General features: G+C 44.1%; 22 protein-coding genes. 7 read left to right on the top strand and 15 right to left on the bottom strand.

Annotation, left to right across the window (positions count from 1 at the left end; genetic code table 11):
• Position 1: 1 nt before the first annotated feature.
• The 7 genes from nuoH to ndhC all read right to left on the bottom strand — a co-directional run bounded on the left by nuoH (position 2) and on the right by ndhC (position 8,673).
• A complete protein-coding gene (nuoH, locus tag H4I94_RS10880) occupies positions 2-1,018 on the bottom strand; it encodes an NADH-quinone oxidoreductase subunit NuoH (RefSeq protein WP_086174878.1) in 1,017 nt (338 codons plus the stop codon).
• A 3-nt stretch (positions 1,019-1,021) separates the two neighbouring features.
• A complete protein-coding gene (gene nuoG / locus H4I94_RS10875; protein ID WP_092818851.1) occupies positions 1,022-3,703 on the bottom strand; it encodes an NADH-quinone oxidoreductase subunit NuoG in 2,682 nt (893 codons plus the stop codon).
• 11 nt (positions 3,704-3,714) lie between these two features.
• Complete coding sequence (nuoF, locus tag H4I94_RS10870; protein ID WP_261183119.1) at positions 3,715-5,046, bottom strand: NADH-quinone oxidoreductase subunit NuoF; 1,332 nt, start codon at positions 5,044-5,046, stop codon at positions 3,715-3,717.
• Positions 5,043-5,552, bottom strand: coding sequence for an NADH-quinone oxidoreductase subunit NuoE (nuoE, locus tag H4I94_RS10865; RefSeq protein ID WP_092818853.1), 510 nt, complete (start codon positions 5,550-5,552; stop codon positions 5,043-5,045). The genes nuoF and nuoE overlap by 4 nt, the downstream gene beginning before the upstream one ends.
• A 14-nt stretch (positions 5,553-5,566) precedes the next feature.
• Entirely contained in the window at positions 5,567-7,354 is a 1,788-nt protein-coding gene (nuoC, locus tag H4I94_RS10860) for an NADH-quinone oxidoreductase subunit C/D (protein WP_131273672.1), read from the bottom strand.
• A gap of 88 nt (positions 7,355-7,442) precedes the next feature.
• On the bottom strand, positions 7,443-8,120 hold the full coding sequence (locus tag H4I94_RS10855; protein ID WP_086199188.1) for a NuoB/complex I 20 kDa subunit family protein: 678 nt from the start codon (positions 8,118-8,120) through the stop codon (positions 7,443-7,445).
• 7 nt (positions 8,121-8,127) lie between these two features.
• Positions 8,128-8,673, bottom strand: a complete 546-nt coding sequence (gene ndhC / locus H4I94_RS10850) for an NADH-quinone oxidoreductase subunit A (protein ID WP_086199189.1) — start codon at positions 8,671-8,673, stop codon at positions 8,128-8,130.
• A gap of 558 nt (positions 8,674-9,231) precedes the next feature.
• On the opposite strand from ndhC, the gene H4I94_RS10845 reads away from it, so the two are divergent.
• Positions 9,232-9,588: a hypothetical protein gene (locus tag H4I94_RS10845; protein ID WP_261183118.1), complete on the top strand. Its 357-nt coding sequence runs from the start codon at positions 9,232-9,234 to the stop codon at positions 9,586-9,588.
• A gap of 38 nt (positions 9,589-9,626) precedes the next feature.
• Here the strand turns inward: H4I94_RS10845 and bfmS are convergent, their stop codons facing one another.
• Positions 9,627-11,294, bottom strand: coding sequence for a sensor histidine kinase BfmS (gene bfmS, locus H4I94_RS10840; RefSeq protein WP_261183117.1), 1,668 nt, complete (start codon positions 11,292-11,294; stop codon positions 9,627-9,629).
• A 31-nt stretch (positions 11,295-11,325) separates the two neighbouring features.
• Positions 11,326-12,039, bottom strand: a complete 714-nt coding sequence (bfmR, locus tag H4I94_RS10835; RefSeq protein ID WP_086174887.1) for a response regulator transcription factor BfmR — start codon at positions 12,037-12,039, stop codon at positions 11,326-11,328.
• A gap of 587 nt (positions 12,040-12,626) precedes the next feature.
• Between bfmR and H4I94_RS10830 the strand changes: the two genes are divergently transcribed.
• From H4I94_RS10830 to H4I94_RS10810, 5 genes are all read left to right on the top strand, one after another.
• Complete coding sequence (locus tag H4I94_RS10830; RefSeq protein WP_261183116.1) at positions 12,627-15,455, top strand: ribonucleoside-diphosphate reductase subunit alpha; 2,829 nt, start codon at positions 12,627-12,629, stop codon at positions 15,453-15,455.
• A 265-nt stretch (positions 15,456-15,720) separates the two neighbouring features.
• On the top strand, positions 15,721-15,849 hold the full coding sequence (locus H4I94_RS10825; protein WP_261183115.1) for a hypothetical protein: 129 nt from the start codon (positions 15,721-15,723) through the stop codon (positions 15,847-15,849).
• A 60-nt stretch (positions 15,850-15,909) separates the two neighbouring features.
• Entirely contained in the window at positions 15,910-16,038 is a 129-nt protein-coding gene (locus H4I94_RS10820; RefSeq protein ID WP_261183114.1) for a hypothetical protein, read from the top strand.
• A 140-nt stretch (positions 16,039-16,178) separates the two neighbouring features.
• Entirely contained in the window at positions 16,179-17,462 is a 1,284-nt protein-coding gene (locus H4I94_RS10815) for a ribonucleotide-diphosphate reductase subunit beta (protein ID WP_092818859.1), read from the top strand.
• Between the two features lie 188 nt (positions 17,463-17,650).
• Entirely contained in the window at positions 17,651-18,256 is a 606-nt protein-coding gene (locus H4I94_RS10810) for a DUF805 domain-containing protein (protein ID WP_261183113.1), read from the top strand.
• A gap of 38 nt (positions 18,257-18,294) precedes the next feature.
• Here H4I94_RS10810 and H4I94_RS10805 read toward each other — a convergent pair whose 3' ends face one another.
• The gene (locus H4I94_RS10805) at positions 18,295-18,708 is read right to left on the bottom strand and encodes a TM2 domain-containing protein (protein WP_165493295.1); all 414 of its coding nucleotides are present in this window, start codon (positions 18,706-18,708) and stop codon (positions 18,295-18,297) included.
• 431 nt (positions 18,709-19,139) lie between these two features.
• Between H4I94_RS10805 and H4I94_RS10800 the strand changes: the two genes are divergently transcribed.
• The gene (locus H4I94_RS10800; RefSeq protein ID WP_261183107.1) at positions 19,140-19,742 is read left to right on the top strand and encodes a hypothetical protein; all 603 of its coding nucleotides are present in this window, start codon (positions 19,140-19,142) and stop codon (positions 19,740-19,742) included.
• A gap of 35 nt (positions 19,743-19,777) precedes the next feature.
• On the opposite strand, the gene lysM is transcribed toward H4I94_RS10800, so the two are convergent.
• The 5 genes from lysM to rpmF form a co-directional block, all read right to left on the bottom strand.
• Positions 19,778-20,260, bottom strand: a complete 483-nt coding sequence (lysM, locus tag H4I94_RS10795) for a peptidoglycan-binding protein LysM (protein ID WP_092818863.1) — start codon at positions 20,258-20,260, stop codon at positions 19,778-19,780.
• Positions 20,261-20,451: 191 nt separating this feature from the next.
• Complete coding sequence (gene acpP, locus H4I94_RS10790; protein WP_004651013.1) at positions 20,452-20,688, bottom strand: acyl carrier protein; 237 nt, start codon at positions 20,686-20,688, stop codon at positions 20,452-20,454.
• Positions 20,689-20,771: 83 nt separating this feature from the next.
• Positions 20,772-21,506 carry a 3-oxoacyl-ACP reductase FabG gene (gene fabG / locus H4I94_RS10785; protein WP_092818864.1) on the bottom strand — a complete coding sequence of 245 codons (735 nt, stop codon included), beginning with the start codon at positions 21,504-21,506 and terminating at the stop codon, positions 20,772-20,774.
• Positions 21,503-22,489, bottom strand: coding sequence for an ACP S-malonyltransferase (gene fabD / locus H4I94_RS10780; RefSeq protein ID WP_131273680.1), 987 nt, complete (start codon positions 22,487-22,489; stop codon positions 21,503-21,505). Before fabD ends, fabG begins: the two co-directional genes overlap by 4 nt.
• A 206-nt stretch (positions 22,490-22,695) precedes the next feature.
• The gene (gene rpmF / locus H4I94_RS10775) at positions 22,696-22,878 is read right to left on the bottom strand and encodes a 50S ribosomal protein L32 (RefSeq protein ID WP_004279227.1); all 183 of its coding nucleotides are present in this window, start codon (positions 22,876-22,878) and stop codon (positions 22,696-22,698) included.
• Positions 22,879-22,902 lie beyond the last annotated feature (24 nt).

Raw genomic sequence — 22,902 nt, 5'->3', positions numbered from 1 at the left:
CCTAGGCCTGATTCATCAGAATCACAGCACCAGTCACCAACAAGTTGACCAACGCCAATGGCAAACAAATTTTCCAACCAAAGTTCATTACCTGGTCGTAACGTGGACGCATTAAAGAACCACGAGCCAAGACAAACATCATCACAAAGAATGCTGTTTTGATAATGAACCAGAATACTGGTGGAATAAATGGAATTTCTAGGTTAAATGGTGCTAACCAACCGCCAAAGAATAGAGTGACGATCAATGCTGAAATAAGAACCACGTTGACATATTCTGCAACGAAGAACATACCCCATTTCATACCGCCGTATTCGACGTGATAACCTTCCGCCAATTCTTGTTCAGCTTCCGGTTGGTCAAATGGGTGACGGTGAGTTACCGCAACACCTGCAACAATAAAGATAATGAAACCCAGGAATTGTGGAATCACAAACCATACATCGCGTTGTGCTTCAACAATTTCACGCATGTTGAATGAACCGGCAATTGCCACCACACCCATCAGCGAGATACCCAGGAACACTTCATAAGAAATGGTTTGAGCCGCAGAACGCAGACCACCCAATAACGCATATTTGTTATTTGAAGACCAGCCACCGAATAGCACGGCATATACTGCAATACCAGCCATTGCCATAAAGAACAACAGGCCGATGCTCATGTCTGCTACGCCCATAGTCGGACTTACAGGAATCACCATGAACGACAGTACCGCAGTTGCCATGGCAACTGCAGGTGCTAAACGGAAAGTCAGTTTGTCAGCAAACTTAGGTGTCCAGTCTTCCTTGAACATGATTTTCAGCATGTCGGCAACGATCTGGAACATCCCCCCGGGACCAACACGGTTTGGACCGTAACGGTCTTGCCATAACGCAAGTAAACGACGTTCGATGAATGACATCAACGCAGCGACAAGCACCACTACAAGCAAGATTACAATCGCTTGAACAACTGAATAAGCAATTGGCCAGTTCTCAGCCCATAGCGGTGTTTGACGTATAATTTCTTGATTCATGAATTACACTCCTACCGCGACGGATACAGGCTCTGCAAGTGACACCGTTGGTGCAAGACCAACCGGATAACCGATATAACCTGTCGGCAAATATTCGATCACTTGAACTGGAAGGCTGATTGTCGCCTCACCTGCTTTCACAGTAATTTTTTGACCATCTTGAACGTTTAGGCGCGCAGCATCTTGCTCACCTACTGCAAACATGGCTTCAGGAATACGCGATTCCATGGCCGGAGTTTTTACAGTAAATTCACCAGAAGCAAAGATGTGATGCATAGGTACCAAACGGAAGCTTTCAGCATTTGCAAGTACTGCTGCTGGAGCTACGAATGTACGTGCAGGACGTTTAGCCAAACGATCGAATAAACGAATGCCTGAATCACCGCCTTTTAAGTGACCACCCACGTTATCCTGGAATTTGTTCCAGGCTTGTGGAGAGTTCCAGCCTGCAGACCATGCAAATGGAACCAGTGAAGATGGGGTTTCATTACCCACATAACCTTCCATAGAGAATGTTAATGCAGAATCGACATCGATTGGCTGTTTAGGCTCATGCACCGAAAGCGGAGCACGCATTGCGGTACGACCTGAGTAACGACGTGGTTCACGTGCAATCTTCAAGCCATGGATACGGTAACCCGCATCTGGTGCGACATCTTGAATGGCTTCAAGCGCAGGAACATTTTTCACTACGGATTCAATGACATCATCCAGCAATGTCCAGGAAATCGCTTTGCCTTTCACACCGGTTTCAATGGCATGTAACCAGCGCCAAGACTCTTTGATCGCCAGTTCAGGTTTGTAGTAACTTGGGTCATACACCTGATAGAAACGCTGTGCACGGCCTTCTTGAGATACCACAGTACCATCACCTTCCGCGAAGCTTGCAGCAGAAAGTACAATGTTTGCTTTCTTCACAGTTTCAGTTTCAGAGTGATCCAATACAATCACGTCTTTGCCCGAAAGTGCAGCATTGACTTGTGCAGCAGGTAAACGGCGGTAAAGGTCATTTTCCACAATCACAACTGTGTCATAGTCTTGTGCAAATGCTTGTTCCAGGCTTTGACCACCGAAGATTGCCAAGCCCATTGAGTTCACTTCAGGAACCGTCAATGTCAGACCTGCATTTGAACCTAAGTTCTGAGCCACTTGTGCAGCAGCTTCCATGATGGCAGCGTCTTGTAAGCTGGTACCAGAGATGATCAATGGCTTCTTCGCAGCTTTTAAAGTGTCAGCGATGGTTTGTGCAAATGCTTTCGCATCATCATCAAGACCGGTAACAACTTCGCCTGCAACGGCCGCAGCAACAGCAAAACCTAAACGTGCGATATCGTTTGGAGATGCCACTACTTCACCTGTCGCAACGTCAGCTAAACGCGTTTGAGTCGCAGCAAGAATGTAGATTGGCGATTTGGCATCTTGCGCAATACGCTGTACCGGTTCAGCCAGCCATTCCTGGGTACGGCGTTCTGCCGCCATTTCTTTAGCTTTGTTTTTCGCAGCCTGGCGAACAGACAAGGCCATACGTGGCGCAGTTTGAGTCAGGTCTTCACCAAGAATCAAGACTGCATCGTAGCTTTCAATTTCACGCATGGTCGGGTTATAAACACCCTCGGTTTGCATGATTGAAGCTGCAAGTTCAACCAGGTTCTGCTCTTTTTGAGACATACCGGTTGAGTAGCTGTCTTGACCTACAAGTTCGCGAAGCGCGAAGTTCGTTTCAAGCGATGCACGTGGTGAACCAATACCCAGAACTTTTTTGCCCTGAATTTTCTCAATGACGGTATCAAGTGCTGTATCTACTGAAACAGTGGTTACGTTTGCACCATCACGGAATTGTGGCTGACGTGGACGGTCTGCACGGTTCACATAACCTGTACCAAAACGACCTTTGTCACAAAGGAAATATTGGTTAACGTCACCATTGAAACGGTTTTCTACGCGACGCAGTTCGCCATAACGCTCACCCGGAGAGATGTTACAACCTGAAGAACAGCCTTGGCATACGCTTGGCGCATACTGCATGTCCCACTTACGGTTATAGCGCTCTGAGTGAGTTTTGTCGGTGAATACACCTGTTGGACATACTTCAGTCAGGTTACCCGAGAATTCAGATTCCAAAGTACCTGATTCTGGACGACCGAAATAAACACGTGATGCATTTGCATATACGCCGAAGTCTGTACCACCAGCATAGTCTTTGTAGTAACGCACACAACGGTAACACGCGATACAACGGTTCATTTCGTGAGAAATGAATGAGCCTAGCTCCTGGTTGTAATGGGTACGTTTAGTGAAACGGTAACGACGACGGTCGTGCTGTGTCATCACAGTCATATCTTGTAAATGACAGTGACCACCTTCTTCACAGACTGGACAGTCGTGCGGGTGGTTGGTCATCAAGAATTCAACAATCGAAGCACGGAAATCTTTGGCTTCTTTGTCTTCAATCGAGATGTAGGTATTGTCAGATGCAGGCGTCATACATGACATGACCAAACGGCCACGCGTATCTTCTGGATTCGCGTATTGAGTCACGGCACACTGACGGCAAGAACCGACAGAACCTAAGGATGGATGCCAACAAAAGTATGGGATATCAATGCCAAGACTCAAACATGCTTGTAGCAAGTTTTCCGAGCCGTTGACTTCATACGATTTGCCATCGACATGAATTGTAGCCATAGTCGAATTCCTTAAGCTTGTTCTACGGAGCTAACTTGAGCGGCGGCATTGACTACCTTCGCTTCAAATTCGCCACGGAAATGTTTGAGTGCGCCCATAAGCGGTTCCATCGCACCAGGTGCGTGAGCACAGAAAGTCTTACCAATCCAAAGCTTACGAGTCAGTTCTTGTAAGTGATCGATATCTTCTTTCTTGCCTGTACCATCTTCCAGTGCTTTAAGCGCTTTCACCGCCCAAGGTAAACCGTCACGGCAAGGTGTACAGAAACCGCATGATTCGCGTGCAAAGAATTCTTCCAGGTTACGTGTTGCTGAAACCATACATTGGGTTTCATCAACAACCATGAGCAAACAGGTACCTAAACGTGAACCTGCTTTCATGATGCTTTCCGCATCCATAGGAAGATCGATATGCTCGGCAGCCAGGAAGTCAGTCGATGCACCACCCGGTAACCATGCTTTCAGCTTTAAGCCGTCACGCATACCACCCGCGTGATCTTCGATCACTTCACGTGCAGTGGTACCAAATGGAAGTTCCCAAAGACCCGGGAATTTCACCTTACCTGAAGCACCATAAATTTTGGTACCTGGATCTTTTGATTTACCTTCAGATAAACCGATATACCATTCTGGACCACGCAGCATAATGGCTGGCAAGTTGTTGTAGGTCTCTACGTTGTTGACAATCGTAGGACGGCCCCAAGCACCTGCAACCTGCGGGAATGGCGGTTTGGTACGCGGATTGGCACGACGGCCTTCAAGCGAGTTAATCAATGCAGTTTCTTCACCACAGATATAACGGCCCGCACCGGTATGCACATGCAATTCGAAATTCCAGCCAGTTCCGAGGATGTTGTCACCCAAGTAACCTTTGGCACGAACTTGCTCAAGCGCTTCGTTCAGATAATTCGCAGCTTCGATATATTCACCACGAATGAAAATGTAACCTTGAGTTGCTTCTAAGGTATAAGCAGCAATCAGCATGCCTTCAATCAGTTGGTGTGGAAGATCTTCCATCAACAAACGGTCTTTGAAGGTACCTGGTTCCATCTCATCGGCATTACAAATCAGGTAACGTGGACCCGAGTTGTCATTCGGCGCCATCAACGACCATTTAATCCCTGCCGGGAAACCTGCACCACCACGGCCTTTTACAGTCGCCGCTTTAATGACTTCAAGCACTTCTTTCGGTTGCATGCCAATCGCTTTTTTAAAGCCGGCATAACCTTCCAGCGCTTCGTAATCATCGGCATTACGAACATTGGCTTGTTTGCTTAAACGCCATGTTAATGGGTGAGTTTCCGGGTTACCGTCGCCATAAATTGGTTTTGGTTCAGTATTCATACATACTTCTCCAAGAGCTGTTTAACCGAAGTCACTTCAACCAGACCATGAGTATCTTCATCAATCATTAAGGTTGGACCTTTGTCACAGTTACCTAAGCAGCAAATTGGCAGCAAAGTGAAACGACCATCCGCTGTGGTTTGGCCAAACTGAATGCCCAGCTCACGCTGGAAGGCTTCTGCCAAAGTTTCCGCACCCATCAAGAAACATGCAATCGAGTCACACAATAAAATTACGTGACGACCGACCGGTTGACGGTAAATACGGTTATAGAATGTCGCAACGCCTTCTAAATCTGCAAGGCTCATGCTCAGCATTTGAGCAATTGCATTCATTTGTGCGTCGTCTACCCAGCCATTACGGCGTTGTACACATTTCAGCGCATCCAGACATGCGGCACGCGGGTACGGGTAGTGGCCCATGTGATGTTCAATTTCATGGATTTCGTCCGCAGTTAAAATCCCTTCAACATTCACACGTGGCTTTTTATCAGTCAAAATCATCATAATGCGTTTACCCCTTAGCGATCCACGTCAGCCATTACGACGTCAATTGTCGCTAAATAAATGATTAAGTCAGATACTAAACTGCCATTAATCACAGAAGGCATTTGCTGTAAGTGCGTGAAAGTTGGTGTACGGATACGGGTACGGTAACTCATGGTTGACTTGTCTGAAGTCAGGTAGTAGTTAGACGCACCTTTCACCACTTCCGCCATCACAGATGCTTCACCTGCAGGCATTACAGGACCCCATGACACGCTTAAGAAGTGCGTAATCAAGGTTTCAATATCTTGTAATGTCTTGTCTTTTGGTGGTGGAACAGCCAGTGGATGGTCTGCTTTGTACGCACCAGAAGGCATGTTGTCCAAGCACTGCTTGATGATTTTCAGTGACTGTTCGATTTCACGGAAGTGAACGATTACGCGCGCGTAAGCATCGCCTTCGTATTCAACCGGCACGTCGAAGTCGTAGTTTTCATAACCACTATAAGGACGGTATTTACGTACGTCGAAGTCAATACCTGTAGCACGTAAACCAGTACCTGTTACACCCCAAGCCAATGCCGATTTTGCATCGTATTGCGCAACATTACGGGTACGGCCGACAAACACCGAGTTTTTCAATGCCGCTGTGTAGTACTCGTTCAGACGTTTTGGCATCCAATCAAGTAATTCACGAACTAACTTATCCCAGCCATTTGGCAAGTCATGTGCAGTACCGCCAATACGGAACCATGCCGGATGCATACGGTAACCGGTAATCGCTTCTACGATGTCATAAACTTTTTGACGGTCAGCAAACATATAGAATACTGGGGTCATACCGCCGGCATCCTGAATTGCAGTACCGATATATAACAAGTGGTTATTGATACGGAACAATTCAGACATCATGACGCGGATACATTGTGCACGGTCAGGAACAGTAATTCCCGCAAGTTGCTCCACGCCCATCACATAAGGCATGTTTTGCGCACAACCACCCAGGTAGTCAACACGGTCGGTATACGGAATGAATGAATGCCAGGTTTGACGCTCAGCCATCTTTTCCACACCACGGTGGTGATAACCGATATCCGGCACACAGTCTTTTACTTCTTCGCCGTCCAACTGCAAGATCACACGGAACGCACCATGCGCAGATGGATGGTTAGGACCCAGGTTCAGGAACATGAAGTCTTCATCGGCGTTACCGCGTTTTAGGCCCCAGTCTTCAGGAACGAAACGAAGGTGTTCCTGTTCAAAGTCCTGCTTCGCCTGGTTCTGCATATACGGGGTATATTCAGTCGCACGCGCAGAATATTCTTTACGTAACGGGTGACCTTCCCAGTATGTCGGCAACAAGATACGACGGAGCATTGGATGCCCTTCGAAGTTGATACCAAACATGTCGTAAGCTTCGCGTTCGTACCAGTTGGCATTTGGCCAGATGTTGGTTGCTGTTGGAATGTTGAGATCGCTCTCACTCAAGGCAACTTTAATACGAATGTCGGCATTACGCTCTAGCGACAACAAGTGATAGAACACAGTGAAGTCCGACGCAGGCAAACCGTCACGGTGAGTACGCAAGCGCTCATCTACCGCAGACAAGTCGAACAGCATCACATAAGGACGTTCTACTTTCCGCAAGAACATTAAGACTTCTTGCACACGTGCGCGCTCAACCCAGACTGTTGGAAAGTCTTCAAAAGTCGTTTGCACAAAGAAGTTCTCACCAAATTTGGTTTTGAGCTCTTCTATAATTGCAAATGCTGGGCGTGAATCAACTGGTGTTGATTCTGGCATAGCAATGTCAGTTTCAGCCATTGGCTTGGCTTCCTATTTAATACAAATTCAGTCAACCTTAAACGACAATTACACCCAGACCGGGTGCATCAATATTTTGTCGCTCAGATTATTTAATTTCATCCATAGAGCGTAAGTTTTTCACTGCAATACGTTCAGCATTCTTACGGTCACGTTCTGGCTGCATCTTTGGCTTATACACTGGCTGAAGATCATCACCAATCACCGCTGAAAGTGGACGGCGCTCTAATTGAATTTGGTCTTGTAACAACATTAATGCTTGCAATAATGCTTCAGGACGTGGCGGACAGCCCGGGATGTACACATCGACAGGGATGATTTTATCCACACCTTGTACAACCGAATAAATGTCGTACATACCACCCGAGTTTGCACAAGCACCCATTGAAATTACCCATTTAGGCTCTAACATTTGCTCGTATAAACGCTGGATTACAGGTGCCATTTTCACGAAGCAGGTCCCTGCAACGATCATTAAGTCCGCCTGACGTGGCGAAGCACGAATAACCTCGGCACCGAAACGCGACATATCATGCACACCCGTCAAAGTGGTTGCATATTCTACGTAACAGCATGAAGTACCAAAGTTAAAAGGCCATACAGAGTTTTTACGGCCCCAGTTTACAGCTGTATGCATTACATCCTCTAAACGAGTCATGAACACATTTTTATTCACTTCTTCTTCAAGCGGATCTGTAACGATTTGACGCTCTTGAAGTGGATATTGATCAGCATCCGGATTCGCACGGGTTAATGTATATTTCATTCCCGGGTTACTCCTTACTAGATGATGTAGTCGCAGATTTTTTCACACGACCAGATGATTGAGCTGGAATCTGACCTGTAGGGTCAACAACCAACTCTTCAATAGAATTGAAGCGTGTAATGTCGGCAAGGTTCATATTCGGTGAACCCACTTTCGATTTCATCACTGCCGCTTTGAGACGATCGGTTGGTGCCCAGTTTAATGCCCCTACAGCAATGGCATAAATCAAAGCAATCAATAAATCGACCACAAAAATCACAACGGTGGTAAAACCGAACCAACCTACTTCACGAACTGATGTAGCCCATGCGTAGAGATACAGTGCTTCCAGGTCAAATACCACAAAGAAAATAGCAACCAAGTAGAACTTTGCAGACAAGCGGATGCGTGCTCCACCCGCACCTACTACACCTGACTCAAATTGCTCTTGCTTTGCACGGCCCCATGATTTACCCCCAAGGAGTAAAGGAACTGTGAGCATAAAGACACAAAGAAATGTAACGCCGATCACGAAGGCAATAATTGCCCAATCGTATGGAGTAATGGCACTCATGCGGGGATAACTCCTGGCAGGCCTAATTTATTAACAAAGAATGTATGTATTGGCCTTCAAATACACCAAACACAAAATTAATCCCGCCAATTGTACCTGATTTATGATTTCACTTGCTAGCTTATAAGCCTTAGTCTTTTGGATGATTTTTTCGGCATTACTGCTTTTAATTTGCATTTATTCCTTTACAGTACACCTTAATCGTTTTATTTAATAAAAACGATTATTTTTATTAAATTTTCTCACATTAAGATTTTTTGAGGAAATCTTGCCCATTTATTTTTCAATCTAAAAATGCATTATTGCTGAATATTCTATCAATTTTAAAAGCCCAGTTTATTTTGAGTATTTATTTAAAAAATGATTGGAACCACGAAAACTGACTAAATTTTATACCGAATTAAAAATAACCACCCTTCTTTGCTTTATAAGCTACCTCATATTTTTTGCATAAGCTGCTTTATTCTTGTGGCTTTTTTGCAACACTTTGACATGCGTTTAACAGTTTGTGATATTTGTATTGAAAACTCAAAAAGTGAATAGACAGGAGAAACTATAATGACATTAAAATATGTCCATGAATCTGAATATTTCTTCTTTGCACAACTGTTAGTGCACCATGTGGAAAGATACATTGATAAACACCCAGATGCACGTGATGCCATTTTTGACCTGCGTGATATTTATGATCTTTTCCGCCAGGACTTTGCCTCCACCACCACCAATCTCGAAGCTATTTTAAACGTTGCCGAAGAATACAGAGTCGAAACATTAAATGGGGACCAGAAATTGATTAGCCATTATGCAATTGACCCCAAAAACAATTCCTTGCTGCTAGATTTCAATGCCGATGCCCTTGCCAGTTTAAAACAGGGAAAAAGCCAGATTGAACCAGATGCCACCAGTCATGAATAAGACTAAAAAAAGCACCGGATTCGGTGCTTTTTTATGAGCTAAAATTCTGTATTCAGGATCCCGTCTTTTACAACATGGGCTTTCTTTTTGCTTTTATTAAAGCGTTGCACAGGCCATGACATGGTGAAGCGTGCCCCACCTAAAACCGGGCTTTGATCAACTTCAATTTTCCCGCCAAACCAGTAAGCAATACGGCTCACAATGGACAGGCCCAATCCATACCCTCCAGAAGCACGGGTACGACTATCATCCAGACGGGCAAAGGCTTCAAAGATGCGCTGACGCTCTTCCTCAGGAATACCAGCACCGTCGTCCTCCACCTGAACATAGGCCAGTCCTGCATCATTGATGCCACCACTGACAATTACCTTATGATCACAATAGCGAACTGCATTGCCGACCAGATTTTGCACCACACGATGCAAGTAGCGCCGCTCGGCATCCACCACTATACTAATGGGTGGCGCTTTGAGTTCAATTTCTTTTTGAGTTTTCAGTGCTTCGGTTTCAATCACCACCTGATCCAGCACTTCAAACAGTACGATTTTTTCAAAGTCTAAAGAAGGTGTACCCTGCTCCAGCTTTGCATAGGTCATGATTTCATCAATCAAGGTGTTGAGCGCTTCAATGTCCTTATCAATCTGTTCGACCTGCTGCAGACGATACTCATAGTCATCTTCTTCGGCCAGCATTTCCATGCCGAAACGAATGCGTGCCACAGGCGTACGCAGTTCATGCGAAACTGCTCGCATCAGCTCGCGCTGCGCTTCAATCAAACGCTGAATATGATCGGACATGCTGTTGTAATTGGTCGCCAGGCTAGCCATTTCATCAGTACCATCGACCGGCAAACGCAAGGTCATGTCACCCGATTTCATGCGATGCAAGGCGTAATTCACCTCGCGTAAGCGACGCTGCATCGGCACCAGCAAGCCATACACCCCAAGGCTTAACACAAACAAACTGAGCAAGGTAATGCCTGCAGCCAACTGGAAAGGCATCCAGTTAAATAATGGGACAGGCCCTAAAACCAGCACCTCGGAAGGTGAGCTGGGCATAGGCGAAACAATCGAGATGGTAGTACCCCGAACCGAAGCATTGTCACGGTACAGAATAATACTGTGATCCAAGCGAAGCCGGCCAATTTGTTCGGAATCGAGCGGCAGGTTTTGCACTTTTTCAATAGCAATAGGATAAGAAAAATTCGATTGAATTTTGGCGAGATATTCTTTTTCCTGCCCAGGGTAATACACCAGATAATCCAGAATAAAAATCGGCAAGGCTTTCATCTGGCGCTCGCCTATTTTATTCACTTTCACATACAGCAAATGCCGAGGATCATCCTTCAGGCCAATAATGATATAGGCAATGGAATTTTCTGCATCGTAACGGACGGCTGCTTTACGCTCTTCAATCCGTTTTCTCTCGGTACGGGATAAATCCACCTTAGCTGCTTCAACATAATAAATTGGCAACTCAAGCAAATCGGAAGCATCAGAAATCCAGTCTTTTTTCTGCTGCTCATTCGGCTGTCGGGCAATACCTTCGCTAATAATATAGGAAATTCCGTCGGTTAAAGATTCACGATATTCTTGCGCACGCTGGTAATTAATGATTTGTACCAACAGATAGCCAAATAAGGCGACCAAGGCTACTAAAATCACTAACCCCGCATAAATGCGCAAGAATATACTGTGTTTAAACACGAAGCTGTCCTATAAAATTAGCAGGCAGGCATTAAAGACCAGTTTCTTTAACGAACAAATATCCCTTACTACGTACCGTTTTAATACGTTTTGGATTTTCAGGATCATCGCCAATTTTTGGCCGGATACGTGAGATACGTACGTCAATTGAACGGTCCTGACCGTCATATTCAATACCGCGCAAACGCTCAAAAATATCTTCACGGGAAAGAATACGACCCGCATTTGAAGCCAGCAACCATAACAGGTCATATTCAGCGCTGGTGAAGTCAACCAAGTCGCCATTCAAAGTCACTGATCGGCCACCATTATCGATGACAAGATCATCAAATTCTATACGTTGAGCCACTTCATCTTCAGGAGCCTTGTCTGTACGGCGCAGCAAGGCACGGATACGGGCAAGCAACACGCGGGGTTGAACAGGTTTGGCGACGTAGTCATCCGCACCCATTTCCAGACCCAACACCTGGTCCATGTCTTCAGTACGTGCGGTCAGCATTAGAATCGGCTGATGATAATGTGGACGCACTTCACGACAAATGGTTAAACCATCTGCACCCGGTAACATGACATCAAGTACCACCAAATCCGGTTGTTCAGCAATGATACGACGAATTGCACGATTACCGTCAGGTTCTACCCCAACTTCCAATCCATTACGGATAAGGTATTCTTGAGTCAAACGTGCAAGACGTTCATCGTCTTCAACAATTAAAATTTTAGGTAACTTTTCTTCTTGGCTCATAAAATGCCCCTTTATATTGGATTAAGGTATCCTTAAAAATCCATTGGATACGCTTTAATATATTCAGCAATATACACACGTTTACATTGTAAACAAGATACCGTTCACCAAACTGATACATCAAAGTAGCATTTTGTTATATTTTTTTTAAACATTGAATTTATTGAAGTTTTCATATTCCAGTGATTTTCACACAAATTGAAGAAATATTTAGTTACAAAATGTCTATTTTTTAATCCATCCTGCTATTTGCACAGTTTCTGACTAGTTAGCTCATTTCTTTTAAGTTATCCACAATGTTATCTATAAGCACATTTTTTTAGCTTTGTTATGCTATGCCTTGCCTGATAAGGCTTATAGAAAAATCAATAAAAATAGCAATATTTTTACAGAGATTAATGCATGTACTAAGAAAAATATTTAGCAAAATGTCAATATTGATCTACCCTAAATTTTCCCGTATCTTGTGTTCAATTAATTTTAAAACCACTAGGTCTTGTGTTTATTCCTCAAATACTGTGGCATAAAATTTGCCCAGTTCAAACGGTCCATAAACATAAAAATAGATGACAATGGAGCTATGCTAAATGAGCGTAATCACTTCAACTCCTGGCCAACTTCAGGTGATTAAACGCACCGGTGATGTTGCCACTTTTGACGCAGAGAAAATTTCTGTAGCGATTGGTAAAGCTTTTTTGGCTGTAGAGGGCCAGCAAAGTGCTGATTCTAGCCGTATTCATGATCGTATCGAGCAATTGACTGAAATGGTGATGAATACGTTTAACCGTCGTTTACCGTCAGGCGGCACGATTCATATTGAAGAAATTCAAGACCAGGTTGAACTTGCGCTCATGCGTACAGGTGAACAAAAAGTTGCACGTGCGTATGTCATCTACCGCGAACAACGCTCTGAAGCACGCAAACAGACTGGCGCTCATCACCATCCGACTTTACAAGTGACTGCTGCCAATGGTCAGCTTAAACCGCTTGACCTGGGTGCACTTGAAGCACATGTGGCAAAAGCAGCTGAAGGTCTGGAAGGCATTGACGTTAAAGCCATTGTCGATGAAACCGTAAAAAACCTGTATAACGGCGTAAAAGAGTCCGACATCTCTACAACAATGATGATGGCGACGCGTACCCGTATTGAACAAGAACCCAACTATACTTATGTGACTGCTCGCCTGCTTCGTGACAATCTTGTGGCAACCGGTTTGGAGTTCCTGGGTTTAAGTACTGACACTCTAGAAAATGACGCTTTAGAAACCTTCCTGAAAAAAGGTGTAGAGCTGGATCTGTTATCAGCAGATCTATTGAATTTTGATCTGGCAAAACTGGCAGCAGCGATTCAGCCAGAACGCTCGAACCAGTTTACCTATTTAGGTCTGCAAACCTTATTTGACCGTTACTTTATCCACTCTGACGGCATCCGTTTCGAATTACCGCAATTGTTCTTTATGCGTGTGTCGATGGGTCTTGCGTTAAATGAAGATGACAAAGAAGCACGTGCCATCGAATTCTATAACTTGCTGTCCAGCTTCGACTACATGGCATCTACACCTACCCTATTCAACTCTGGTACTTTGCGTCCACAGTTGTCGAGCTGTTACTTAACAACCATTGCCGATGACCTTTATAACATTTATGGTGCAATGCGTGACAACGCGATGCTGTCTAAATGGGCTGGCGGTTTAGGTAATGACTGGACCCCAGTTCGTGCCTTGAACTCATACATCAAAGGCACTAACGGTAAATCTCAAGGTGTTGTACCGTTCCTGAAAGTTGCCAACGATACGGCTGTTGCGGTAAACCAGGGTGGTAAGCGTAAAGGTGCAGTGTGTGCATACTTAGAAACCTGGCACCTGGATATCGAAGAATTCCTGGAACTACGTAAGAACACCGGTGATGACCGTCGTCGTACCCATGACATGAATACTGCAAACTGGGTTCCAGACCTGTTCATGCAACGTGTCTTTGAAGATGCTGAATGGACATTGTTCACGCCATCTGAAACGCCAGATCTTCACGATTTAACCGGTCAGGCATTTGCTGAACGCTATGCTTACTATGAAAGCATTGCCAAAGAAGCCGACATGCTGCACAAGAAAGTGCGTGCCAAAGACTTGTGGCGCAAAATGCTGTCTATGCTGTTTGAAACCGGCCATCCTTGGATCACATTCAAAGACGTATGTAACTTGCGTTCACCGCAACAACACGTGGGCGTGGTGCATTCGTCTAACTTGTGTACTGAAATTACCTTAAATACCAACCAAGACGAAATTGCGGTATGTAACCTGGGTTCGATTAACCTGGTACAGCACGTTCAAGGTGGTGTATTAGACCGTGAAAAATTGGCGCGCACTGTAAAAACAGCCGTTCGCATGCTCGACAACGTGATCGACATCAACTACTACGCTGTTCCGCAGGCAAAAAATTCGAACCTGAAACACCGTCCGGTCGGTATGGGTATCATGGGCTTCCAGGATGCTTTATATGAAATGAAACTGGCTTACGGTTCTGATGCTGCGGTTGATTTCGCTGACGAATCTATGGAAGTCATTTCTTACTACGCGATTCAAACCTCTAGCGACCTTGCACTTGAACGTGGTGCTTACGAAACATTTAAAGGATCACTTTGGGATCAAGGTATCCTGCCAATCGATTCTTTAGACATCGTGGCAAAATCACGTCCAGAACGCATGTTCGAAGTTGACCGTACACAACGTTTGGACTGGGACACTTTACGTGCCAAAGTTCAAAAAGACGGTATGCGTAACTCGAACGTAATGGCGATTGCACCAACTGCAACCATTTCAAACATCTGTGGCGTGTCTCAGTCGATCGAACCGACGTTCCAGAACTTATATGTGAAATCTAACCTTTCTGGTGAATTCACAGTGATCAACCCGTACCTGGTACGTGCGTTAAAAGATCGCGGTCTTTGGGATTCAGTGATGGTCAATGACCTGAAACACTTCGAAGGTTCTGTTCAGAAGATTTCACGTATTCCTGAAGAGCTTAAAGCGATTTTCGCAACTGCGTTTGAAGTTGAACCACGCTGGATTGTGGATGCTGCATCACGCCGTCAAAAATGGATTGACCAGGCTCAGTCGCTTAACCTTTACATCTCTGGTGCAAACGGCAAGAAACTTGACCTGACCTATAAAATGGCATGGTTACGTGGTCTTAAAACCACTTATTACCTTCGCGCATTGGGTGCAACTTCTGCCGAGAAATCGACCATTAACACTGGCGCATTGAACGCAGTTAAACCTGCCAGTGTTGCAGCACCTGTTACTGCTGCGGTAGCACCTGAAGTGAAAGCTGAAGCAACTGTTGAAGAAGATTTCGCTCAAGCAGCACCAGTGCCAATGGCATGTTCAATTGACAACCCGGATTGTGAAGCTTGTCAGTAATTAATTAATCCACCCCGACCCTCCTTTTTCAAAGGAGGGAGAAAATCCCCCTTTTGCAAAGGGGGATTTAGGGGGATTAAAAAAATTTAGGCAATAAAAAAGCCCTCTAGAGTCCGTCAAAACTAACTAGAAGGCTTTCAATCTCGAAGTGATACCAAGATGGTCACGACGAGGCTGGCATCTGATAATGCATGAGCGATTCTATCATTGAATTAGTTTATGAGCCAGTAAGAGTCATCTTGATTTTGTATCAGGAGAACTGAGCATGGCTAATAATCAAAAAGCAGCTCGCAGTGCTATCACTGGTCAATACGTAACGTTGGAATATGCGAAAAAGCATCCAAAAACTACGGTTGTTGAAACAGTAAAGCCAGCAAAATCATCTAAAAAATGATTTAAACGTGAATCTTAGTTACGACCAGGATTCACAAATTAAAAGTAAAAGGAACCCACCATGCTCCATATGACCCATAACTACCTGTTAGGACTTATTGCCTTGGTGGTTTCCTTTTGTTTTACCTTTTACGTGCCGATTGGTTATTTCTGGTTTAAAGCACGTCAACAGCGTAATCAAAATAAGTAGTGAGGATATTTGCTCTTCCGTACAAAACAAGAGCACTCATCGACAAAACTTAATTTTGCTTACACAGAATAAGCGTATAGTAGACATCTTCGTTTGTGAGATGTCAGATAACAGATATAAGCATCGAAGAGAGAATTGATATGTCTATCCTAAGTTGGGACGATTTCGAAGATGATTCGCAAAAACCGGCTGCACCTGAACACAAGTCTGCGCCCGTCGAACCGCAAAAAGCGGCTCATACACAAGTGGTATCTGATGCACGCAACGAACCGACGCGTGTGGCAGCTGCACAACCCCTTAGAGCCACTCAAAACCGAGGATCAGATCCAACCGATTCATTGGCAAGAGCATCTGCTTCCCTAGACAACCTTGACGTTGCTCCAGGTCTGGAAGAGCTTGAAATGGGCGCTCAGCGCGTACAGGTTGATGATAAAGCCATGATCAACTGTCGTGCCGACCTGAACCAGCTGGTTCCATTCAAATACGAATGGGCTTGGCAAAAATATCTGGACGGTTGTGCCAACCACTGGATGCCGCAAGAAGTCAACATGAACCATGACATCGCACTTTGGAAGTCTGAAAATGGCTTGACTGAAGATGAGCGTACCATCGTGATGCGTTCGCTCGGTTTCTTCTCGACTGCCGATTCACTGGTAGCAAACAATCTGGTCCTGGCGATTTACCGTCACATCACCAACCCTGAATGCCGTCAGTACATCTTGCGTCAAGCCTTTGAAGAAGCGATTCACACTCATGCTTACCAGTACTGTATCGAGTCGCTAGGTATGGATGAAGGCGAAGTCTTCAACATGTACCGCGAAGTTCCATCAGTAGCACGTAAAGCGGCTTGGGGTCTGAAATATACCCAGTCTTTAAGTGACCCTACCTTCAAAACCGGTACACCTGAAAATGACCAGATCTTGCTTCGCAACCTGATCGCGTTCTACTGTGTACTTGAAGGCATTTTCTTCTACTGTGGTTTCAGCCAGATTCTGTCTATGGGCCGTCGTAACAAGATGAACGGTGTTGCCGAGCAATTCCAGTACATTTTACGTGACGAGTCGATGCACCTGAACTTCGGTATCGACATGATCAACCAGATCAAGATCGAAAACCCAGGTTTATGGACGACCGAGTTCCAGGAAGAAATCATCCAGATGATTCTTGAAGGCACAATGCTTGAAATCGAATACGCACGTGACACCATGCCACGCGGTGTACTTGGCATGAACGCGGCGATGATGGAAGAATACCTCAAGTTCATCTGTAACCGTCGTTTAGCGCAACTTGGTTTGCCTGAACAGTTCGCTGGTGTGAATAACCCATTCCAGTGGATGTCGGAGATGATGGACTTGCGTAAAGAGAAGAATTTCTTCGAGACGCGTGTAACGGATTATCAGACTGGCGGTGCGTTAAGCTGGTAATTGAAAGATTCTAGAAATCCCGCTTCAATAGCGGGATTTTTACTCAAAACAGAAAAATCTTAATAAAATATTTTATTAATACAGTAACTTAAAAAAACACCAAGTTTAACTTTTAAGCATTTCTGCTAGGATGATATGCAATAATCAGGCTAAATTTATAACATATACTATAAAAATAGAGGCTAATAATGAAAGGAACAATTCTGGATTATTCAATCCAAACCAATACAGGCATTATCAGTGGCGACGACCAAAACCGCTACAACTTTACTGGTGCAGAATGGCGCGGTCAGCGTCCGCCTAATCGTGGTGAACATGTCGATTTTGCTGTCGACAATGCCGGCAATGCCACTCAAATCTATATTGCCCTCAACCGCAACAGCACCATGCAAACCCTGTCCGAACAACTCGATAAAATTTCCAACCAGAATCAATCTGAAGAACAGTTCAATATGATGGACTGGTTTGTAAAATGCTTGAAAAATTATGTCACTTTTGATGGACGTGCACGCCGTAAGGAATTCTGGTTCTTTATGCTGGTTTCTTTCATTTTGGGTATCATCGTTCAAATCATTGATGCAATACTCGGTACAGACAAAATGTTGAATGGATTATTAAATTTGGCATTATTCCTGCCAAGCCTAGCCGTAGGTGCCCGTCGTTTACATGACACAAACCGGTCCGGATGGTGGCAGCTTCTTGCGCTGACCGTTATTGGCATCATTCCTCTCATTATCTGGTGGGCTTCGGACACCAAACAGGAAAACAATCAGTGGGGACAACCTGCTAAATAAAACAGATAAAAGGGCTATATTGCCCTTTTTCAATAAAATTAGCCGTATTTTCGAGCAAAATCTTCATCTGAAGTACATAAGTAAATGATGAACTCAATGAAAGCGACAAGTGCAGGAATAAAGGTCCAGCAGAAAATCAGGTAAACAATGCCCCAACCAATTTGCCCCAAATAAAATTTATGAATACCAAAGCCACCCAGGAAAAAGGCTAAAATTGCAGCCACAATCCTGTTTTTTTCGCCCACCTGATTGGTAAATGCAGATGCTGAACTCAGGACATAAATGTCATTGGCCTGACCGGTTCCATCCACAGTAAAATCGACTTTCTGACCCCGGGCAGGTGGAATTTGCCCACGCCAGCCCGCTCCAGAAAACTGATAATGGTTTTGATCATCCCCGCTAATGACACCCGAATTACTCTGAATGGAAAAATCTAATATCTGCCCTTTCATAAAAACCCTTATTTTTCTTTATATTGGCTTTTAAATCATACGTTCAATCACTCACTTTTAAAACTTTTTTCATCACATTACCCTAGCCTGTTAGCTTCGTTTTTTCTTTTGGGTAATTTTTTAACAGATAAAAAGCTCTCTAACCATTTGATATCTTAAAGTGTAAAAATTTGAATTTAAAAATGGTATAACAAGATTTACGTTCCTATTCAAATCTATAACAAAATTAGATAAACCCAAGTAAACTCAAAAACTTAAAATAGATAAATACAAAAAATGACCACATGAAGATCATCTGTTAAAACAAGCATTAAAAATTTAATGGCAATTTAATTGGAGGAAAATTTACCGCCTGTTTCCGAAAGGAACAATCATTGTGAAAGAAATAGCAATCATGCCCTCTTTATATTTTTCTTGAAAGGTGATGATGAATGGACATACCTACTGAATATCCTCTATTTCAATGCCGTTATCTTCCCCGCTATTTCATCGGGCTGATCTTTATTCCTGCCATATTTATTGTTTTAGCTCAGCACTCACTCAGCAGCTATACCAGGGTTCACGATTTCAGCAGCCTGATTCAGTATTTATTGCATCAATCCATGCCGGGTTGGCTTGTTCTGACACTGGTCATCATGCTGGCATTGATTGCAATAAATATGAAACTGGTCGTCACCAGCCAAAGCATATCCATACAAAGTTTTGGAATAAAGCTCAATGACATAGTACAGCGCAACAGGCTCTTAAAGACCCAGCTTTACTCCTCTTATATCTCAAGGTATCGTGCACATAAGCCACTTACAGCAAAGGCATTCGGCCAAGAGCAACTGTGGAAAGTGAGTCGTCTCGGATTTATTCTAAAACCCGAGTTTCGCAAGCAATATAAAATGGCACATATAGATCTAAATATGCTCAATAAAGACAACCGAAAAAAACTGATTCAGATTTTAGCAAAGCATTATGATTTAGACCCTAAATTTTTTTTAGGTAGAGCACAACTGGCCAGACAGAAATTACAGCACAAGCTTCGATAAAAAAGCGCTCTCGGCGCTTTTCTATTGAGTTCTATTTAAGCAGGAATACGCAGTACCTGCCCGGGAAAAATGTCATCCGCATCTTTTAACAAGGGACGGTTAGCCTCGAAGATTTTGTTGTATTGATTGACATCCCCATAATATTCTTTTGCAATTCTGGACAAGGTATCGCCCGATTTAACCGTATAGAATTTACTTTCCGGAGCAGGCGTAACCACTGTCATTTGGTCATCGACTTTAGCCACATGATCGATATTCCCTACAGCCAGGACAATTTTTTCGCGGTCGGCCTGGCTTTGTACTTGCCCCTTAATGGTCGCCAAATCGCTGCTGCCATTATAAGTCACCGATAAACCGGTCACCGGCAAGCCTAAAGCTTTAATATGTCCTAGAAGCTTGTTTGCGATTTCTTGTGCAGAAGGTTCTGCTGGAGTAGTTGATGCGGCCGGAGCTGGCTGCGGTTCTGCTGATGCCGTATTTTTTTTACCAATACCTTTTACAAAATCGAAAAGACCCATTGTATTTCTCCATCATTATTATTCATGCGATTTGAAATAGCGCCCTTTTTTTATACCTAAAATTTATTCGCTGAAAGGTTGTCTTTGGTCAGGCAACAGTAAAGATATGTAATTATGATTTTGATCATGAATAAAAATAAAAAAGCCACCAAAAGGTGGCTTCTTCATATTCAGCAGAGCTGAAACAACAATTAACCTAGTTTCTTAGAAACATAGTCAATCGCTGATTGAACAGTTGTGATTTCGTTAGAATCTTCATCAGGGATAGTGATGTCAAAATCATTTTCGAAAGACATAACAAGCTCAACTAAGTCCAAAGAGTCAGCACCTAAGTCATCCATGAAAGATGCTTCGTTTTTGATTTCTTCAGCTTTAAGACCAAGTTGTTCTGCAACCGCTTGTTTGATACGTAGTTCGATATCGCTCACAGGAATTCTCCTCATTGCTTGTGGCGTTTTTAATGCCGTTAGTTTAATTGAATATATTATTTTTGCAAAGTTTATACTTGAGCTTAACTCATGTATAGACCACCATTTACATGTAAAACAGTACCAGTGATATAGCTTGCTTTCTCACTCGCTAAAAAACTCACGGCATTTGCGATATCTTGTGGATCACCTAAACGGTTTAAGGCCACTTGATCACTCATTTTTTTACGAATGTCTTCGCTTAATTGATCCGTCATTTCCGTTGCAATAAAACCAGGTGCCACAGCATTCACGGTAATTTGGCGGCTACCCATTTCTTTTGCAAGACTGCGACCAAACGCCTCTATGCCTGCTTTGGCAGCAGAATAGTTGGCCTGTCCCGGATTTGCAAAATGGGCTACAACAGAACTGATGTTAATAATGCGGCCAAAACGCGCTTTGGTCATGCCTTTTAAAACACGTTTAGACAGACGGTATACGGCTTTCAAATGAATGTTGAGAATGTCATCCCAATCATCTTCAGACATACGCAGTAACAAATTATCTTTGGTAATGCCTGCATTATTGACCAATACCAGAACAGGACCGTATTTTTGTTCAATATCTGTAACTAATGCATCAATGGCTGCCGCATCACGCACATCCAGCACTGCACCAGCGCCATTTTCAGTAAAACTGGCAGATAATTTTTCTGCACCTGCTTCTGAAGTGGCGGTTCCCACTACAAAATAACCGTCTTGAATCAATTGCTGAGCGATGGCTGCGCCAATCCCTCTGCTCGCGCCTGTCACTAATGCGACTTTGCGTTGCTGTGTCATGCAATTTTCCCTTCAGCCACTAAAATGGCATTTAGCGCATCCTCCATACGACTTTTACTGTCGAGTGGGAATGCTTTATTGATATTTGGTAAACGCTTCGCAAGGTTAGCCAACACATTGCCTGGACCGCACTCAACCACATACTGCACTCCCTGATCTTGAAGGAACTGCATGGTCTTGGTCCATTGCACAGATTGATACAATTGTGCAGTCAATGCCTGACGTAATCCTGCTACATCTGTCGCGATTTCCGCGTTGACATTTTGTATTACAGGAAGGCTAGGCAGCTCAATGGCAGTTTGTTCCAAAGCTTGCGCAAATTTGTCGGCAGCCGGTTTCATCAGCGAACAATGCGATGGAACAGACACAGGTAAGCTAATCGCTTTCCCTCCATTTTCTTTTGCCAATTCCATTACCGCTTCCACCAGGGTCTTGTCCCCGGCAATCACTACTTGGCCCTGGGCATTATAGTTGGCAGCTTCTACTGAACCGCGTCCCTGTATATTGACCTGTTCGCAGAGTTCAAGCACTTTGGCATCTTCCAGACCCAAAATTGCCGCCATTGCACCCTGACCTTGAGGTACTGCATCTTGCATGAGTTTGCCGCGCAAATTCACCAATTTAACGGCATCACCCAGTGAAATCGCTCCGGCAGCAACCAATGCACTGTATTCACCCAGTGAATGTCCTGCAAGATATTTTGGCGCTACCCCACCCAACTCTAGCCATACACGCCAAAGTGCAATACTGGCAGTGAGCAGTACAGGCTGGGTAAATTCAGTCTGATTTAAACCTTCGCCGCTTTGTGCGATCTGCCAGAGGTCAAAACCTACAGCTGCCGATGCTTCTGCAAAAGTTTCTGTCACGCTACTAAACTGTTCAGCCAATTCTGCAAGCATGCCGACTTTTTGTGAGCCTTGACCTGGAAATACAAATGCTGTTTTCGTTGCTTGAGCGATCTGCTCGAGTGGTTTAGCAGACATAAAAAAATCCTTTAATGAAGTGACATTGTTATTCGACGATCGGTTAAATAATCAACATACACTTATGTAAGCTTATTTACGGAACGAAATTTACCACTTAATTTTTGTTTTGGTAATTGCCAAATACAACAAAAAAGACGGCATAAAAAAAGGGAGCTTAACGCTCCCATTTTTTCTACTAAGCTTGACGCTTAATACATCATCAATTATTCAGCAGATGCTTTAGCGAATAATTGGCGACCACGGTAGATACCATCTTTAGATACGTGGTGACGACGGTGAGTCTCGCCAGTAGCTTGGTCTACAGTTAATGCATTCTCGGTTAAAGCGTCATGTGAACGGCGCATGTCACGGCGAGAGCGACTTTTACGGTTTTGCTGAACGGCCATGATGGCTCCTTACAAAGATCGAAA

Source organism: Acinetobacter sp. T_3_1 (assembly GCF_025377055.1).
In the GTDB taxonomy this organism is placed as follows: Bacteria; Pseudomonadota; Gammaproteobacteria; order Pseudomonadales; family Moraxellaceae; genus Acinetobacter; species Acinetobacter kookii.
The sequence above is the reverse complement of the archived record's forward strand: the minus strand, read 5'-3'. Positions and strand labels throughout refer to the sequence as shown.

Bases quoted from the DNA above. Each gene is read 5' to 3' on its own strand.
- nuoH (WP_086174878.1), bottom strand. From the start codon at position 1,018: ATGAATCAAGAAATTATACGTCAAACACCGCTATGGGCTGAGAACTGG.
- nuoG (WP_092818851.1), bottom strand. From the start codon at position 3,703: ATGGCTACAATTCATGTCGATGGCAAATCGTATGAAGTCAACGGCTCG.
- nuoF (WP_261183119.1), bottom strand. From the start codon at position 5,046: ATGAATACTGAACCAAAACCAATTTATGGCGACGGTAACCCGGAAACT.
- nuoE (WP_092818853.1), bottom strand. From the start codon at position 5,552: ATGATGATTTTGACTGATAAAAAGCCACGTGTGAATGTTGAAGGGATT.
- nuoC (WP_131273672.1), bottom strand. From the start codon at position 7,354: ATGGCTGAAACTGACATTGCTATGCCAGAATCAACACCAGTTGATTCA.
- H4I94_RS10855 (WP_086199188.1), bottom strand. From the start codon at position 8,120: ATGAAATATACATTAACCCGTGCGAATCCGGATGCTGATCAATATCCA.
- ndhC (WP_086199189.1), bottom strand. From the start codon at position 8,673: ATGAGTGCCATTACTCCATACGATTGGGCAATTATTGCCTTCGTGATC.
- H4I94_RS10845 (WP_261183118.1), top strand. From the start codon at position 9,232: ATGACATTAAAATATGTCCATGAATCTGAATATTTCTTCTTTGCACAA.
- bfmR (WP_086174887.1), bottom strand. From the start codon at position 12,039: ATGAGCCAAGAAGAAAAGTTACCTAAAATTTTAATTGTTGAAGACGAT.
- H4I94_RS10830 (WP_261183116.1), top strand. From the start codon at position 12,627: ATGAGCGTAATCACTTCAACTCCTGGCCAACTTCAGGTGATTAAACGC.
- H4I94_RS10825 (WP_261183115.1), top strand. From the start codon at position 15,721: ATGGCTAATAATCAAAAAGCAGCTCGCAGTGCTATCACTGGTCAATAC.
- H4I94_RS10820 (WP_261183114.1), top strand. From the start codon at position 15,910: ATGCTCCATATGACCCATAACTACCTGTTAGGACTTATTGCCTTGGTG.
- H4I94_RS10815 (WP_092818859.1), top strand. From the start codon at position 16,179: ATGTCTATCCTAAGTTGGGACGATTTCGAAGATGATTCGCAAAAACCG.
- H4I94_RS10810 (WP_261183113.1), top strand. From the start codon at position 17,651: ATGAAAGGAACAATTCTGGATTATTCAATCCAAACCAATACAGGCATT.
- H4I94_RS10805 (WP_165493295.1), bottom strand. From the start codon at position 18,708: ATGAAAGGGCAGATATTAGATTTTTCCATTCAGAGTAATTCGGGTGTC.
- H4I94_RS10800 (WP_261183107.1), top strand. From the start codon at position 19,140: ATGGACATACCTACTGAATATCCTCTATTTCAATGCCGTTATCTTCCC.
- lysM (WP_092818863.1), bottom strand. From the start codon at position 20,260: ATGGGTCTTTTCGATTTTGTAAAAGGTATTGGTAAAAAAAATACGGCA.
- fabG (WP_092818864.1), bottom strand. From the start codon at position 21,506: ATGACACAGCAACGCAAAGTCGCATTAGTGACAGGCGCGAGCAGAGGG.
- fabD (WP_131273680.1), bottom strand. From the start codon at position 22,489: ATGTCTGCTAAACCACTCGAGCAGATCGCTCAAGCAACGAAAACAGCA.
- rpmF (WP_004279227.1), bottom strand. From the start codon at position 22,878: ATGGCCGTTCAGCAAAACCGTAAAAGTCGCTCTCGCCGTGACATGCGC.